The sequence below is a fragment of the Spectribacter acetivorans genome, from assembly GCF_031846305.1.
Lineage (GTDB): Bacteria > Pseudomonadota > Gammaproteobacteria > Nevskiales > Salinisphaeraceae > Spectribacter > Spectribacter acetivorans.
In genome coordinates, this window is record NZ_JAVRHY010000002.1 from 71,393 (window position 1) to 86,549 (window position 15,157).

The 15,157-nt window shown below is 63.9% G+C and carries 13 protein-coding genes; 1 reads left to right on the plus strand and 12 read right to left on the minus strand.

Going from position 1 to position 15,157, the window contains the following annotated elements; translation table 11 throughout:
- Positions 1-4: 4 nt before the first annotated feature.
- The 6 genes from RM531_RS02325 to RM531_RS02350 are packed head-to-tail and all read right to left on the minus strand — an operon-like array spanning position 5 to position 7,121.
- Positions 5-499 (minus strand): type IV pilin protein, encoded by a 495-nt coding sequence (locus tag RM531_RS02325; protein WP_311656990.1) that lies wholly within the window; start codon positions 497-499, stop codon positions 5-7.
- Between the two features lie 51 nt (positions 500-550).
- Complete coding sequence (locus RM531_RS02330; protein ID WP_311656991.1) at positions 551-4,357, minus strand: pilus assembly protein; 3,807 nt, start codon at positions 4,355-4,357, stop codon at positions 551-553.
- Positions 4,354-4,917 (minus strand): pilus assembly PilX family protein, encoded by a 564-nt coding sequence (locus tag RM531_RS02335; protein WP_311656992.1) that lies wholly within the window; start codon positions 4,915-4,917, stop codon positions 4,354-4,356. Before RM531_RS02335 ends, RM531_RS02330 begins: the two co-directional genes overlap by 4 nt.
- Positions 4,914-5,972, minus strand: a complete 1,059-nt coding sequence (locus tag RM531_RS02340) for a PilW family protein (RefSeq protein ID WP_311656993.1) — start codon at positions 5,970-5,972, stop codon at positions 4,914-4,916. Before RM531_RS02340 ends, RM531_RS02335 begins: the two co-directional genes overlap by 4 nt.
- Positions 5,969-6,589 carry a type IV pilus modification protein PilV gene (gene pilV / locus RM531_RS02345; RefSeq protein ID WP_311656994.1) on the minus strand — a complete coding sequence of 207 codons (621 nt, stop codon included), beginning with the start codon at positions 6,587-6,589 and terminating at the stop codon, positions 5,969-5,971. The genes RM531_RS02340 and pilV (RM531_RS02345) overlap by 4 nt, the downstream gene beginning before the upstream one ends.
- 1 nt (position 6,590) lies before the next feature.
- Entirely contained in the window at positions 6,591-7,121 is a 531-nt protein-coding gene (locus tag RM531_RS02350) for a GspH/FimT family pseudopilin (protein ID WP_311656995.1), read from the minus strand.
- A gap of 101 nt (positions 7,122-7,222) precedes the next feature.
- Between RM531_RS02350 and RM531_RS02355 the strand changes: the two genes are divergently transcribed.
- Positions 7,223-8,299, plus strand: coding sequence for an NAD(P)/FAD-dependent oxidoreductase (locus tag RM531_RS02355; protein ID WP_311656997.1), 1,077 nt, complete (start codon positions 7,223-7,225; stop codon positions 8,297-8,299).
- On the opposite strand, the gene RM531_RS02360 is transcribed toward RM531_RS02355, so the two are convergent.
- From RM531_RS02360 to RM531_RS02385, 6 genes are read right to left on the minus strand one after another with little or no spacing between them, the layout of a single operon-like run.
- Positions 8,280-8,741: a type IV pilin protein gene (locus RM531_RS02360; RefSeq protein ID WP_311656999.1), complete on the minus strand. Its 462-nt coding sequence runs from the start codon at positions 8,739-8,741 to the stop codon at positions 8,280-8,282. The two genes, RM531_RS02355 and RM531_RS02360, sit on opposite strands and share 20 nt — an antisense overlap.
- Positions 8,738-12,544, minus strand: a complete 3,807-nt coding sequence (locus RM531_RS02365) for a pilus assembly protein (protein ID WP_311657001.1) — start codon at positions 12,542-12,544, stop codon at positions 8,738-8,740. Before RM531_RS02365 ends, RM531_RS02360 begins: the two co-directional genes overlap by 4 nt.
- A 2-nt stretch (positions 12,545-12,546) precedes the next feature.
- A complete protein-coding gene (locus RM531_RS02370; protein ID WP_311657003.1) occupies positions 12,547-13,179 on the minus strand; it encodes a pilus assembly PilX family protein in 633 nt (210 codons plus the stop codon).
- On the minus strand, positions 13,176-13,979 hold the full coding sequence (locus RM531_RS02375) for a PilW family protein (protein ID WP_311657005.1): 804 nt from the start codon (positions 13,977-13,979) through the stop codon (positions 13,176-13,178). The genes RM531_RS02370 and RM531_RS02375 overlap by 4 nt, the downstream gene beginning before the upstream one ends.
- Positions 13,976-14,515, minus strand: a complete 540-nt coding sequence (pilV, locus tag RM531_RS02380; RefSeq protein ID WP_311657007.1) for a type IV pilus modification protein PilV — start codon at positions 14,513-14,515, stop codon at positions 13,976-13,978. The genes RM531_RS02375 and pilV (RM531_RS02380) overlap by 4 nt, the downstream gene beginning before the upstream one ends.
- Entirely contained in the window at positions 14,512-15,060 is a 549-nt protein-coding gene (locus tag RM531_RS02385) for a GspH/FimT family pseudopilin (RefSeq protein ID WP_311657009.1), read from the minus strand. The genes pilV (RM531_RS02380) and RM531_RS02385 overlap by 4 nt, the downstream gene beginning before the upstream one ends.
- Positions 15,061-15,157 lie beyond the last annotated feature (97 nt).

The following is a 15,157-nucleotide window of genomic DNA, read 5'->3' on the forward strand; positions in this document are numbered from 1 at the left end:
GCGGTTACCAGCACTCGTCCGGCTTGTCGCCGGTGGCGCCGCGCGTGCCGGCCGCGGTGATGAACAGGGTGCCGCAGTCGTCGTCCCGCGTCTGCATGTTGGTTGGGACCGCTTCCACCCGGAAGTTGGTGTCCTGATCGAACGGCGCGGCGGACGATACCTGCAGGTGATAGACGATGTCGCTCGGATTGGGTGACGCGTCGAGATCATCCAGCGCGCCGTTGTTGCGGACACCGGTCGGGCTCGAGGGAAAGCCCAGCTCCCGAATGGTCTGGGCATAACGCTTGCGCTGGGTAAAGTAGTTTTCCTGTCTGGCGACCAGGTCACTAAGCGCCGCGTGGGCCACCGAACGGTTATTGCGCACCACTACGTTGACGTACGACGGGTAGGCCACCGCGGCCAGGATACCGACCACCGTGACCACGATCATCAGCTCGATCAGCGTCATGCCGCGTTGACAGCGGCGGAGGACGGCCGGGATGGAGCGAGGGCAGGGCATGCGACGCAATGATACGGGCCTGGCCGTACGGCCGGAAGCCGGACCCGCCGGTTACTGATCGCCGACGCGTTCGCGCCAGTAGGTGCGCCAGATGAGCCGGTGGTTGATGTCCAGTATCCCGAAGTCGCTGGCCAGGAAGGTTTCCGGCCGCAGATACTGCACTTCCGCCGGGATGCCGGCGCTGCGAAGCGGGGTGCTGCGGGCCATGGCCATTGATCCGCCAGCCGCTGCGCTGTCCCCGTCTTTCTCGAAGGCCGGCAGGGTGGGCGTGGCGTTGCGAATATCCACCGCATACAGCCGGCCCGTGCCGGTCCGCGGGGTACAGGCACTGCCGTCGGCGGCGGGCGGTACATAGCTGGTCACCAGTACCTTGCCGGCAATGGTGGTGGGGCTGGAGAGAATCTTCTCCCCGGCACTGCCCAGCACCATGTGCCAGCCGGCCGGCGAGAAGGCCGGGTCGAGCAGACTGTCGCACGTCCCGCCGGCGCAGTTGCCGGAAAAGTCGGCCAGGTCGCCCAGGGTGGCGGCGTCCGGATCGTCGGGCAGCGCCTCCCCATCCTTGATCACGAACAGGCGATTGTCGGTCGCCCGGTTGAGCGGGTCGGCGCGGTTACCCGACCCGATCACCACGGCGTAGAAACTCTGTGCGCCGGCACTCACGCGCACAACGTCGGGCGGATGGAAGAAGCGCCGGTCACCGGCGAGACCGGTACTCCCGGCATGCCGGCCCAGGCTGGCGATCGGCTCGGCCCGCCAGTCCGCGGCATCGGGGGCGCCAATGTCCGCCCGCCAGACGCGGCCGCCGGTATCGCCGACATAGAGGCGGTCCAGGTGACCGTCGCCGTCGGTGTCCAGCGCCGTCACGTCAGACGGGATGCTGTCATCCATGGCCGGGTGCTGCCAGATATCGGCGCCACCACTGGCGCTATGGCCGCGGCTGCCGTGCCGGGCCTTCCAGATCAGGGCGCCGGTTTCCGCGTCGACCACGAACAGCGCGTTGCCCTCGTCATCATCGCGGCCGATCAGCCCGCTATCGGACTGGCTCTGGGTCCCGGAGAGGCTGCCGCGGGCGGCGTCCTTGCCCAGCGGGTTGCCGGCGCTGGTGTAGCCGCCGTCATAGCCACCGGCGAAGACCAGGACCGGTCGCGAGCTGGTGTCCCCGTTGCTATCGGCCAGCCGGATGTAGCCCGCCTGCGGGGTGGAGAAGGTCAGGCCGAGTTCGGCGAAGTTGCTACCCGGAGCGCCCTTCTCGATGGACCAGAGGCCCTGGGGCGGGGCGTCGGGATTGGTGGCATCGAGCCCGTAATAGGCCTTGCCGCCACGCCGCAGTCCGAAATACAGCCAGACGCGATCACCCTGGCTGCTGCGGATGACGCCGTCACTGTCCCGGATCAGGGCAACCGGCGCGCCGTCCACGCCATAGGGTCGGCTGGCGGCGGTGGGGCTGCCGGACTGCCAGCGCTTGAAGCTGGCCATGACCGCGCGCGGGGCGAGCCGCCAGACTTCCTGCCCGGGGTACGTGGTGCCGCCGTTGCCGTCATCCCGGAACTGGTGCAGGAAGCCGCGGTTGGTGCCGGTGAATATGCGGATATCCGTGCCGATGTCGTCACTCCCGGCACTGCCACGGCCATAGTCGATGGCAAGCGGATGGCTGTGGAGCACGTCACCCATCTGCCAGTCCTGTGGTGGCGGTTCTTCCGCTGACGGGATGCTGCAGTTGAACCCCAGCACCACGCCGAGAAAGCCCAGAATCGGATTGCAGAACACGCCACTGAGCACATCCCGGACCAGATCGCGTACCAGGTTCGTCAGCCCCTGGACCTGGCTGTTCAGGAAGCCCAGCAGACCGCCATAGCCCTCGTCGCCCAGCACGGCGGGCGAGGTTTCATAACCGCGCGCCCAGGCGACCAGCTCCGAGGCATGGAGCTTGTCATCGGCGGCCAGCGCGGGCTGCGCCTCCTCGACCGTGGTGGTATCCAGGTTGAGCGGGGCCACGCCCATGCCGCTACCGGCGGTCTGGTAGAAAATCCGGGGCCCGCCGCTCCCGCTGCCGGCATTGCCGGGCGGGTTGGTCGGGCTTGGCGGGGTGGCGGGAGGCCGCAGGTACATACCGGCGCCGCCGCGCGTGACATGGCCGCCGTCGCGTCCGTTCACGGTACCGGTGACACCGGTATCGAGGTCGCTGGGTTTGGTCCAGAACGTCAGCGCGCCGTCGGCGATCTGGCCGTTCGGCCCCACCGCGGGTTGCCCGAGCGCGTCGACGACGATCGGACTGGCGCCGTCGGTTACGGCCAGCTTCTTGAGATTGCCGTTCCATGCCGGTGCCCGGTTCGGATCGGGCTGGAACAGGCCGGTGAACAGCGCGGGTTGCGCCTCGCCGGGACGGGCGCGGGAGAATACCGGTTGCGGGCCGCCCAGGGAGGCGCTGTCATTACTGACCGGCAGGAACGAGTCACGGCTGGCGAACGGGGTGGCCAGGGGATTCAGGCCGATGGGCAGGTTCATGGTGGTGCCCACGAGGTTGCTCAGCAACTGCGTGGGGCCGCCGCCCTCGATGCCGTTGATCAGGTAGTAGCTGTGCAGGCGATAGTTGCCACCGCCATGGTCGAAGCCCTGGTCGGCCAGATGGCGGGTCATTTCGGCAAAGGTAAAGCCCCCATCGCCGGGGCCATCGGCGCCTGCCATGCCGGGAAAGGCGAGGATGTCGGCATCCGACTCGTCCTGGCCGTCTGGATCGGTCAGCAGGATGTTGATGACCCGGATGTCGCCGCAGGTGGCGGCATTGAGCGGGCTGTTGTAGCTGGCGCCACTGGCGTTGGTGGCGGCCGGATCGGCCAGCAGAGGCAGGCTGTCGTCGTGGTTCAGGTCGGCGTTGTAGACCGAACCGCCGGTTAGATAGCGCAGAAGCTCGAAATAGACTTCCTTGCCCTGGAACGGATGCGGTGCAAGCTGGGGCGGGTCGCTGCAGGGGCCTATGTAGTCGCCATGAGCGAGGTGAGTGTCAACCGCATTGACGTTGATCGAGATATCGACATTGACGGTTTGTGGGTCGTCCGGATCGGTGGGTGGCTTGTGACACATCGTCACCTTGTTGCCGTTGGTGTAATCCTCGATCCGATTGCGTCGCTGTGTATCGACCTGGCCGACACGGTTGAGCAGGTTGTCGACGGTGCTGTCGAGATTGCTTTCCAGCAGTTCGGTTGCCCGCAGCAGCACCACCGCGCCGTTGCTGCAGTCATCGGTGTCGGCGCGGGGATCGTCGAAGTCCCCGGCTTCGCAGGTATTGGCGTGGCTGGCGAGCACGGCGACCCGAACCCCCACGAGCTGATGCAACACCCGGTATAGCAGCAGCCGGACGACATCCAGCTGGTCCAGGGCAACGCTAGTGCCGCTACCTTCGTCGCCGGTAATGCCGCGCAGGCCATCGGCCAGCGAACCCAGCGTGGCGCCGGTCAGGCCGCCAACCAGACCAACCAGGCCGCCGGTAACAGGATTGTTGCCGAGCAGCGTGTCCAGCAGTTCGCCTATCTGCAGGCCCAGCGCCTGTTCCAGCACCGGCAGTACGGCCACCTGCTGCAACAGTTCGCAGGCGGGTTCGCCCACCAGACTGCTCGGGTCGGCCAGCACGTTGCTGCAGACGATGTCGGTTGGATCGAGATTCAGATCGAGATTGAGTACTACCAGCGGCGGCTGGGTATCCGCGGTACCGGCCTGCTGGTAGATGTCGATGTCATCGGCCACCACCTTGGGTGCCGGCGACAGGGTCGCCACCAGCGACAGGCACATTCCGCCCAGCAGCGCGCGCCAGCGCGGGCCGGCGCGAGTGCGAATCGGTCGATTATCGCGGGTACGGCTCATCGGATCCTTTCCTGGCGGGGCACCAGTTTGATAACCCCTTGTTCTATATCGGCCGCGCCCTGGCCGGCTTGACCGCGCGAATACTGGCCGCGGACGGCAAACGCGGCACCGGAAAACCTGGCCATGCTGGTCAGCAGACCACCCGGCAACGGGGCCTGATCCGGCGGCAATCGCCGGACTTCGGCATGGATGCCTTTCTGGAACAGCGACGGCAGGGGCTGATCCGGACCGGACAGTGTTAATTGCGCCTGCTCCGGCGGGCAGAGGGCCTGGATGTCACCGCCGCCGCTGGCGAAACAATCTGGCGCGTCGAGATCCATCGTGAGCGGGAAGTTGTCGCTGTCGGCGAGTACCGTGTCGACGACGGATTGCGCGGTCTGCATGGCTTCCATGCGGACCTGTTCATTCCGAGCCAGACGCAGTTCGGTGGTACTGGTACGCATGGCCACCAGGCCCAACAGGGTGATGACCACCAGAAAGATCAGTGCCGTGGCCAGCGCAACACCGCGCTGGTTTGCCGGCATGGCCGGATTGCGGCGGATGATGCAGTGAGTCGTCATGGCGCGTTGCCCGACGCCAGCGCCGGGTTGTGAAGATTGATCGTGGTCTGCACCAGGCGCCGGTAGAAACGGTCATCCGGCGCGTAGCCGTCGCCGCTTTCATCGATCGCGCCGTCGCCATCGTCGTCGTGGCCGTGCAGGTCGTAGCGTTTGTTGTTGCGGTACGCGGGGTCTGCCGCGGTACTGCGCATCAGTAGCTGAATCCGGGCGGTAACGGCCCGGGCCAGATCCGCGGCGGCGGGGTCGGTGGCGTAGCGGTTGACGATGCCGTCGTCGTCGGTATCGATGCCGATGGCGATCTGGAAATTTTCCACCCCCTCGGCGATACACTCGGTGTCGGTCCGCGGTGTGGCCTGGTCGGCAAGGTAGCGGCGGCAAAGGGCCGGGATGCCGTCGCCTGGTGTCTGGCTGTAGTCCCGCACGAAATACAGGCGTGACTCGTATTCCCAGATGGACTTCGGCGGCAGCCGCGGCGCGTGCGATGTATCGGGGACTTCGGCATCGGCACCCGAAAAGAACAGGGAGCCGACTGTGCGGTTGGTCTGCAGGTAGAAGGTATTGGCGCGCAATGTTGCCGTGGCGCCGGTATCCAGCTCGGCTGCCGGCAGTCCGGCCACGTGGCGAACGGTGAGGACGTCGGCGTCGGGCACCACTGGTTCGTCGCCAAGGCAGGCATGGGTAGCGGTCGCACTCGTACCGGGCTGGTCGAGAACCTCGATCGGCGCATTATCCAGCGCCCAGCCGCCGCTGCCGTCGGCCCCGGGGCCGCAATCCGAGGCAATGGCGGGCAGGGTATCGCTGTCGCGAGCAATCGCGCCGACGTCAGTCATGCCACCCATGAAACCCGCCATGCCGATATCTCGCCCCAGCGCCTGCATGGCGAACCGGCTGTTGTCCTGCATTTCCGCAATCAGGGTGTTCTGACGGTAGTTGGTCTTGTTGGCGACGAACAGCGTGCCGATGGCGGCGGTCATGAGCAGGCCCAGGGTCATGGCCACCATCAGCTCGACCAGCGAGAAGCCCCGCGATTGATGATGCCGGGTGCAAATATTCATGAGGCGATGAAGGTTTCCAGCACGAGCGCGCGCTGATAGCTCTCGTCAGCCGCGCCGCCGGCGGTGTCGCTGGGGGCGCCGTACAGGCCACGGCCGGTACCGCAGGGAGTGACGCCGGCGGGGTCCAGCTGGGTGACACCGCGCCACGCAATCACGATGGTATAGAAGCCGCTGCCACCGCCGGCCGGTCCGGTGATGCAGGCGCTGGCGCGGCTCAAGCCCCCGGTTCGCGTGGTTTCGCCATCGGCGGTGACTGTCTCGCCGGCGCCATCCAGCGCCTTTTCCCATTGCCAAAGGTCGAATGCCGCCAGTTCGCCGGGCGAGCAATCGGTCTGGTAGCAGTCATTATCCGGCGTCGTGAGCTGTGCACGACTGCCCCGCGGGGTGCTCTGGCTGACAAGATAGTCGTCCAGCGCCGCGGGGTTGGAGCGCATGCTGGAGACGATAAAGCCAGCCAGGTTCGCGGCTTCCGTGCGCTGCAGGGCGTCGAAGTTGTTCTTCTTGGAAATGGCCTGCAGGCCGGCGACGGCGAGAATGCCGATGGAGAACACCAGCAGTGTGATCAGGATCTCGATCAGCCCGAAGCCGCGTTGTCTTGATGATATTGTGACCGCCACGTCATTCCCCGCAATCGAGATTCGCAATACGCGGCCGCCCGGTCGAGGTGATAGCCACCGCACGGCCCTTGAGGTCGGGGTCATCGGGGCAAAGCTCGAAGCGGCCCTGGCTGCGGCTGCGGCCGGAGGGCAGGAACAGGATCGGCGTGGTCATCCCGCTGCCGGTCAGGGAGAACTGGCCTTCGATCTCACCGTGGCTGGCGAGAATCGGTTCATCTGCATCCGGTTCACCACCGCTCGTACTGTTATCGGTATTGGCGTAAATCAACCAGCCGCTGCGCCAGTCGTTGCCGTCGGCGCAGCTGGCGCCATCCTCGCTGGGACATACCCCCACCTGCAGGTTGCGCGAAATGGCTTCTGCCCGGGCGAAAGCAAGGTCGCTGTACAGATCGGCGCTGTTAGCGCTGCGCTGATTACCCGCAATCATCTGCATGAAGGCCGGGATGCCGATCACCAGCAGGATGGTGGATACGGTGATGGCAACCAGCAGTTCCAACAACGTGAAGCCCCTCGAGAAGATAGGTCCGGACATGGCTGGCCTTGTTAACGGCAATTTCGGGTTGCCGCCCGGGGCAATTCCGACGAATGGTGGCAACTGGCCGACCAGCGTGCGGGCGTTAGAATGGCAGGCTCATGGCACGCCCCGATCACATCCTCATTGCCGGCGGCGGCCTGATCGGCCTTATGACGGCATGGTACGCCAGGCGCGCCGGATACGCGGTGACCCTGTTCGAGGCCGATCGCGTGGCCCGCGGTGCCTCCTGGGCCGGTGGGGGCGTCCTCTGGCCGATCTACCCCTGGCGCTATCCTGCATCGGTTCAGACCGCTGCTGCCGCGGGCGCCGCACTGTACCCGGCGCTCTGCCGGGAATTGCATGCCGCCACGGGCATTGAATGCGAACTGCGCCGGACTGGCGCGGTCATCCTGGATGCCGAGGAACAGCAACGAGCCCGGGACTGGGCGGCCGAGGCCGGTCATGCCGGCTCGGCCTGGCGGGCGGCGGATATCGCCCGCCATCTGCCCGGCAGCCAGCATCGGCAGGGCTTCTGGCTGCCCGACGTGGCTCAGGTCCGTAACCCGAGATTGGGCCGGGCGCTGGCGACGGCAGCGGCGATGGCGGGTGTCGATATTCGCGACCATTGCGCGGTTACGCGGGTGCAAGCCGGTGCCGACGGATTTGAGGGCTTCGAGACCACGCATGGCTGTTTCCGGGGCGATGCTGGCGTGGTTGCGACCGGTGCCTGGGCTGGCGGAATGCCGGGTACGCACGGGTACGCCGAGATTCGGCCGGTCAAGGGACAGATGCTGTTGCTTCGCAGCCGGCCCGGCGCCTTGCCGCACATACTGGTGCATGACGGTTGTTACGCGATTCCCCGGGCGGATGGTCGCATCCTGATCGGTAGCACAGTGGAAGAAAGTGGCTTCGATGCCCATCCAACCGAGGCAGGCCGCCGGATACTTCTGGCCGCTGCCGCCGCGTTGCATGCGCCGCTTGCGGACCTTCCGATCGAGGCGCAGTGGGCCGGACTCAGGCCGGCCGCCCCGGACGGCGAACCGATTGTCGGCCCTCTGCCGGGATGCCCCGGCGTGTTCGTCAACACCGGTCACTTCCGCAATGGTGTGGCCTGCGCGCCGGCGGCGGGTCAGGCGCTGGTCCAGGCCATCGACGAAGCTGCGGGAGCATCGCGTTCTACCAGCATTCCGCGCTGACATCCTTGCCGTCCTGGACCGCATTCGAGGCGGTACGTTGCCCGAGGTGATCGAGCCGCAGGACGACGCAGTCATCTTTGCGCTGGTCTTCGAGCGCCGTGGCTTCTAGCGTAAAGCCCTCATTGATGCCATCCGCATTGGTGTCAGTGCCATTCGCGACAATCTGATACCAGCCGCCTTCCGTCTCTAATTGGTCATTGGGATAATTTAGCCCCCCGGAGCCCATGTTGTCCGCATAGCTGTTCGGGCTCGACGTGGTATAGACCCGCTCCTGTCGATTCGCCGCCTCCAGCAAGAGCCGCTGCGCATCAGTGCGGCGCGACTCCCGCACCTGATTGACGTAACTCGGGTAGGCGATCGCCGCCAGGATGCCGACAATGGCGACCGCGATAACCAGCTCGATCAGGCTGAATCCGGCGCTATCGCGTACCCGGGATGTCATCGTCGCAACTCCCGCCAGCTACGGCGGCCGTCGGCTTCGTAGCCGGGGTTGATAGCTTGGCTGAACGTGGTGCCATCATTGAGTGGAATGATGGCGTTGTCGAACGCCGGAACATTCGCATTCGAGGCCGCCTCTCCCCGCACTATGCCCGAAGACAGCTCACCTGGCACGGCATTCAGCACGATGGCGGACGGTCGAATGAGATCCCCGTTGAGGGTGACCCGGTCCGCCCTGGTGAACAGGAAATCGCCGTTCACATCCAGCGCGGAAAATGGGGTTCTGCCGCCCGTCGCCGCGTCAATGAGGAAGACGGAGCCGTTGCCACCGGCGGCGCAGACGTCGTCTTCCGGGATATGTGTGGAGAACGTTAGCACCCGCCCCAACAGCCCAGGTTTGTCTTTGATCAGTTCACCGCTTGCCGTCGGCAGGTCCAATACCCAGCCGCGCCTGTCGGAACCGCCTTGCGTAGACTCGGCGTCATCGTTGCCATCCTGGTATTGAACGACAGCCTGGGTGACGCCGCGAAAGGACTGTCCGCCATCACCTAAGGCGGTTCCTTCCAGCACGCTTTGTCGGGTCAGACGGGTCCGTCCCGGAATTCTCTTCGTATTGGTCGTGAAAGGCGGATCGTCCGTGAACGCGAAAACGTCCAGATCCCAGAGGCCGTAGACGCTGTGAGTAATTGACGTGTTTGCGGCTTTATCGCCAAATTCCAGATATTTGCCGGTGCCGACATACACCATCACGCCGTAACCTCGCCCGTACGGGTGAATACCTACCTGCGGCTCCGTGGTGATGGGTTGGCGCTGGCCGGCGGAGTCGCGCGCCGTAAACAGGGGGTCACCGGAAAACCCGATGGCCCAACTGGCCGCGTCACTGGCCGTCAGATCGAACTTCCAGACATTGCCGTACAAGTCTCCTGCATAGAAGTAGTCGGTGACGAAATCGCCATCGAGATCGACCGGGAAAACGCTGCTTAGCCCGTTGCCGAAGTCAGGGGTCTCGTCACTGGGTGTGGCGCCGGTGTCGATTTTCCGGATCAGGCTGCCATCGGACAGATCCACTACGAACAGCACTGCTGATTCTTGCGCGCTGTTGTAACCGTTGCCGAATACGGCAGCCCAGCGGCCGTTGTGCAGCCGGACGATGCTGGGCTCGCTGAAGCTCTTGCCAAGGTCCGGATCCCGGAATTCCCACAACAACACATCCGACGCATTGCTTTCGGTGAGAGCGGAGGGATCGGTGACATCAAGTGCGAAGACACTGCGCCCGCCATTGCGCATGCCGGACACCAGAACCGTGCGCCACGCATTGGCGCCATTCCGCGTGATAACGGCATCAACCACGATCGGGTTACCGTCGACAAAGTACCGGTGCCTCTGGTCATAACCGGGTCGGCTCAGATCGAGAATGCTCGACTTGTCGTCGTCAGATGGATCGGGCAGCAGCTCTCCCGGAATAAACGCGAATTGCTCAACGCCATCAGCGGCCCGGAAGCCATGCAGCATGCCATCGTTGGCACCCACGTAGACCATGGGTGTACGGTTTGCGTAGGTCTGCACAAAATCGTTGTTAGTCAGGTGTCGGTAGGGCAGGGTAAGCTGGTCCTCTATCGTGTTCTCATTCCCGTCCTGTCGCAGATCATCCCAATCCAGCGGGTACCGAAGCCGGTTCGGCGCCCCAACATAGCTGGGGCTGGAATGGACGATATCGCCAAGCAGGGCTGAGCGGTTGCGGAATGGCCCGTTATTTTTTCGTTCGTTGTTCCGGTCCCCGCGCAAATACGCGAGTTCCTCCGGGGTCATGATAGCGTCTTCACCGGTCCCGACTTCCAGGCTCGAAGCGCGGAACGGCACCCCCTGGCCGGCGCCGTCGGAGGTCAAAATCTGGCGGGCGTTGGGCGCCAGCGTTTCCAGTTGCGCCGACGCGGACCAAGCATCCGGGCAGACCTGACCGATCGTGTCGTCAACGCTGCACGATCCATTTCCGGTGCCGTCGGAGATCGAGGCCGCAATCAGATCGCCCGTCCATAGCCCGGGGACGAAAGTCGCCCGGAATAATCGCGTATCTCCGGATACATTGCGGGAGGTTTGCGCCAGGGAAGAGGCTGCACCGCGGCGGCCGGAAATTTCGTTTAGCGTGCTGGCGAAATTGTCGGCGACCTCCTGTGGAGTGTTGGCGTTGAGCAGGGTGCCGCGGCCGTTGATGGTGGCGTGCCAGAGATCGTCTACCTGTCCCGGGCCGTAGGTGCTCAGTGACAGATCGTCCCAATTCGGGGGATTGGCATAGGGATCGTCAGTGGCTTGTTCGTCGGTGCCGAAGATGGTGCCCTGCTGTCCCAGCGTAACGGCAAATGTCACCATGTGCAGGTCGGCATTGCAGTCCAGCCAAGGGTCGGGATCCGGTTGGTCACAGCCGGGGGCTACGGCGACCTTTCCCGTCTCGAACCTACCCGCCAGCCGGTCCGCCAGTTCGCGGTAATAATACATTGCTGTATCGCCGAGTGTGTTCGACTTGCTGTCGGCAAATGGACTGCCTTGGCCACCATCGGCGTTATCGACACCTGCGGTGTAGTTGCGGTCACCGGTATAGCCGTCAGTGAACAGGATGCCGAAATTCTGCTGGCAGGCTTCAGTGATTACCTGCTCGTTACGCGCGAACTGTTCGCCCAGAAAGTGCAGGGCATGCCGGTTCGGCGTCCCCTGGGGTTGCGAAAAATCGATATCCAGAATTGAATCGATAAAAGTGCCGCGCTCACTGTCCAGATCCCGAATGGTGACGTCGAAATAATTCAGCGACCCGCTGTCCTGGCTACCGGTCTGATTAATGGTACAGGCCCCCACATTGAAGCCGCTGACCTGATCGAAGGCGCCCGCGATGCCACCGCGAGTGGCGAGATGACGCTTGCGGTAGTACGAGAACCAGTTGGCGAAATTCTGGATCATGGCCTCGTAATGAGCTCCGGTAGCGAAGTTTCCGGGACGGATTGCATAGCCATACATGTCGCTGCCGTCCGGTGCTTCGCCCGTCAACGGATCGGCGGAATAGCCGAAGTCAGCCGGAAGCGGCGATTCGAGATAGAACGTGGCCGGGAAGTACTCGATCGCGAGGTAGCGGTAGTTGTCGACCGTCGCATTACCGTTAAGGCGATACCAGCCGCCGCCGGCATCAATGATGAGACCAGCGGGCAGAAGCATATTTGGACCGATCACGAAGCTTTCGTAAGTATCGTTCTCACGGACGTCGTCGGTCAGATCGAAACGATCGCCGGCACGGGCCGGGTCCGCGTAAGCATCATCGGGATCCGCGTCGTCGTAGCCGACCCAGGGTTTGTAGGTGACGGATGGGTCGAAGTAGGACTGGTTGAAATCCGGCGATCGAGCGAACGCGAACTGCGGAATGGGGGGAATGGCGAAATAGTCGCTGTTGCTACAATACGCACGCCGGTCCCGGGCCCCGTTGCCGTTGCAGTTGTTCGGAAACAGATAGGTGTAGTTGTAATAGCTGCCTTGCTGGTCTCGGGGCGGTGAGTACAGATTGCCGTTGCTATCCGAGAAGCTACGCGTATTCCGGTTCCACCAGAGGGTGCCGCCATCGGTGCCGAATAGCAGTTCGAAGTCCATCGAACCGGAGTCGTCCACTGCCAAGATCACGTTCGGCTTGGCGCTATTGGTCACGAACAAAGGTTGATCAGCGATATCCAGCGGTGCCGCCAGCGCTGATGCCGTAGGCAGCAGGGTTGTGATACCGAACAAGATCCGGGCTAGCAAGCAGGACACGCGTTCGATCTGTGCAGTTTTCATGCTCAATATCGCTTCTGGTAGATACTCTGGGTAACCGCTGTTGCCGAAGGGTTGCCGCCCCTGGCGCGCCCGGTCACCCGGTAATGCGTGGACCCTTCGGCCCTGGCCGCGGTTTCAGGGTCGAGATCATCGGGACGGAAGGCTACTTCCTCGATATATAGGCGTGGCAACTCCGCCAGACCCAGAGTGCTGGCGTTGACGGTTTCGCCGGCTTTATAGAACTGGAACAGAATTGGCTCCGGCTCGTCGGATTTCGTGGCGCGGTCCCAGGGTTCAGCGGCAAGAAAACCGCCGGCATCCTGTGCCACGCCAGTTAGCGGGACATCCTCGAACCACAGTCGCCACGACTCGGTGTCGTCGGTCTCCTGTTCGGCTGGCGTCGGGTCGTACTCGTGATTCCTGCCGACCTCTGGGTAGTTGACCAGTTGGGCGAGACGCCGCTCGCCGTCACGCAGGGCGGCATCCGAGGCTTGCAGGGCGCGGAACTGCTCGCGCTGATTGGAGGTCATGCGTTCCTGCAACGTGGTGGAGCCCATGGTGGACAGGGCCAGCAGGGTGATGACGATCAGGAAAATCATGCCGGTGATCAGCACGAATCCCTGTTGCGGGTTTTGGCGGTATTGGTATCGCATCATGGCAGCCGGTTCTTGAGGGCGATTACACGATCGACCAGCACGCGCTGGCGCCGGTCGCTGGGCAGTTCCAGGTCGTCATCAAACAGTGTCTGCTTGAACTGCGGATCCTCGTTGGCATCGCGCGCGGTGGTCAGCACCTCGCCCTCGCTGGCGAGTACAACCTGTATGTGCACGCTGTGGACCCGATCAAAGTCGGAAACGGCCTTGACGCTGGCGGCATCGCCATAGCGATCCACGGACCCGTCTTCGTCCGTATCCATGCCGTAGCGAATCGAAAGCGCTGAAACATTCTCGATCAGGGGCAGAAAGCTGTCGCCCACGGTGCTGCCGTCGGCACGCTTTACCGCGCTGCCGTCGGCCTGTTGCAGCGACCGCTGGCACAGCAGGGTGGCGTTGCCATCGTCATCGGTGTCGGATACGTAGAAGCGGTTGGTGGAAATGACGTCTTCGTCAACCAGGCCACCGCCGCAATCGTTCAGGGCGCCATCAGACTGGAACCGGATGGTGACTTCGTCGAAATTGCCGTCTTCGCCCCGGAGCGGATCGCCGCCATTGCGAAATACCCGCTCGGTATCCAGAAACGTGTCCGGGTAATAGCCGGCGTGCGCCACGATGGTATCGAGAAAATAGGAGACCACACGGGCGTTCTGTTGCAGCGCCGCCTGCTGCTGCTGGACCTGGAAGCTTTCCCGGTTGCCGAGCAGGATCTCGAGAATGCCGGCCAGCAACAGCAGGCCGATGACCATGCCGATCATCAACTCGGTCAGCGTAAAGCCGGACTGGCGCCGCCGAGTGGTCATGGCACGAATTCCAGCTGGAAGCAGCGCTGGTCGATTTCGTCGGCCGCATCGTCGCAGGCGTCAAAGTCCTGGATATTCTGGCGTTCCACCTGCCGGTTGCGTTCTCGCCAGATCACCGTCACGCGGTGCGGAGACTTCCGGCTGCAGGCGTCGCCATCGGCCGGGTCGTTGTCGAGGCAATCCACCTGGCCACGTCCATTGGGTAGCCGCGCACTGATGGATTGATCCCAGGTATAGGCATCGACGGCCGCCATCTGCTCAGCGGAACATCGGTTAGTCACGCAGTCGACGCCCGGGGCCTTGCCGGCCGACGGGTTATCGATACTGGCGTAATGATTGGCGTCCACCCCCGCCAGATTACTGCGCATGCGCTCGGCAATATCCTCGGCCGCGTCATTGGCGGTCGTGCGGGTGGCCGACACATGCGTGTTGGACAGGCTTACGGCCTGCAATCCCAGCAAACCGAGCAGGCCGATCGACACCACCACCAGCGCAATCAACGCCTCCAGCAGCGTGAACCCCTGTTGTCGGATCATGACTTGCATGGGCTGGCCGGGCCGCATTTCTCGGTGCGCATGTTGCCGCTGAACAGAACCGTGATATCGGTGCGCTCGTCCGCGTTATCCGGACGCGCCACGCTGAGCGTGCCGACGGTTCCTTCAGCGAAACCGTTGGGGTCAAAGGTCACGCGCTCATCCAGCGTGCCGGTGCCGGAAATCGCCAGCCCCTGGTGCGCCTGGTTGTTGACCCGCAGAAGTGGCTCGTCGGCCGCTTTGCGGACGCCGCTGTTGGTCGGATCAACGAAGATGATCCAGCCCTGCTGCCAACCGCCATCGGCGGTGCAGGACTGGCCGTCGCCACTCTTGCAAACGGTCACGTCCCGGCCGCGGGTGACGGCTTCGCTGCGGGCGAAATGCAGGTCGGCGAGCAGGCTGTTGGCCTGGGACGCAACCAGATTGCGTTCGATCATGGCGCGATAGGCGGGTACGGCCACAACCAGAAGAACCGCCGCAACCGCCAGACCGACCAGCAGTTCGATCAGCGTGAATCCCGCCCGGCGGCAGGCTACGCTAGTCCCCATGGTGCTTCCCTCGACGCTTATATCCATTAGCATGAAACGGCATCAGCCTTCGCGAACAGGTCTTCGGTCCGACGAACGTGCCCGAATGTCCGATGAA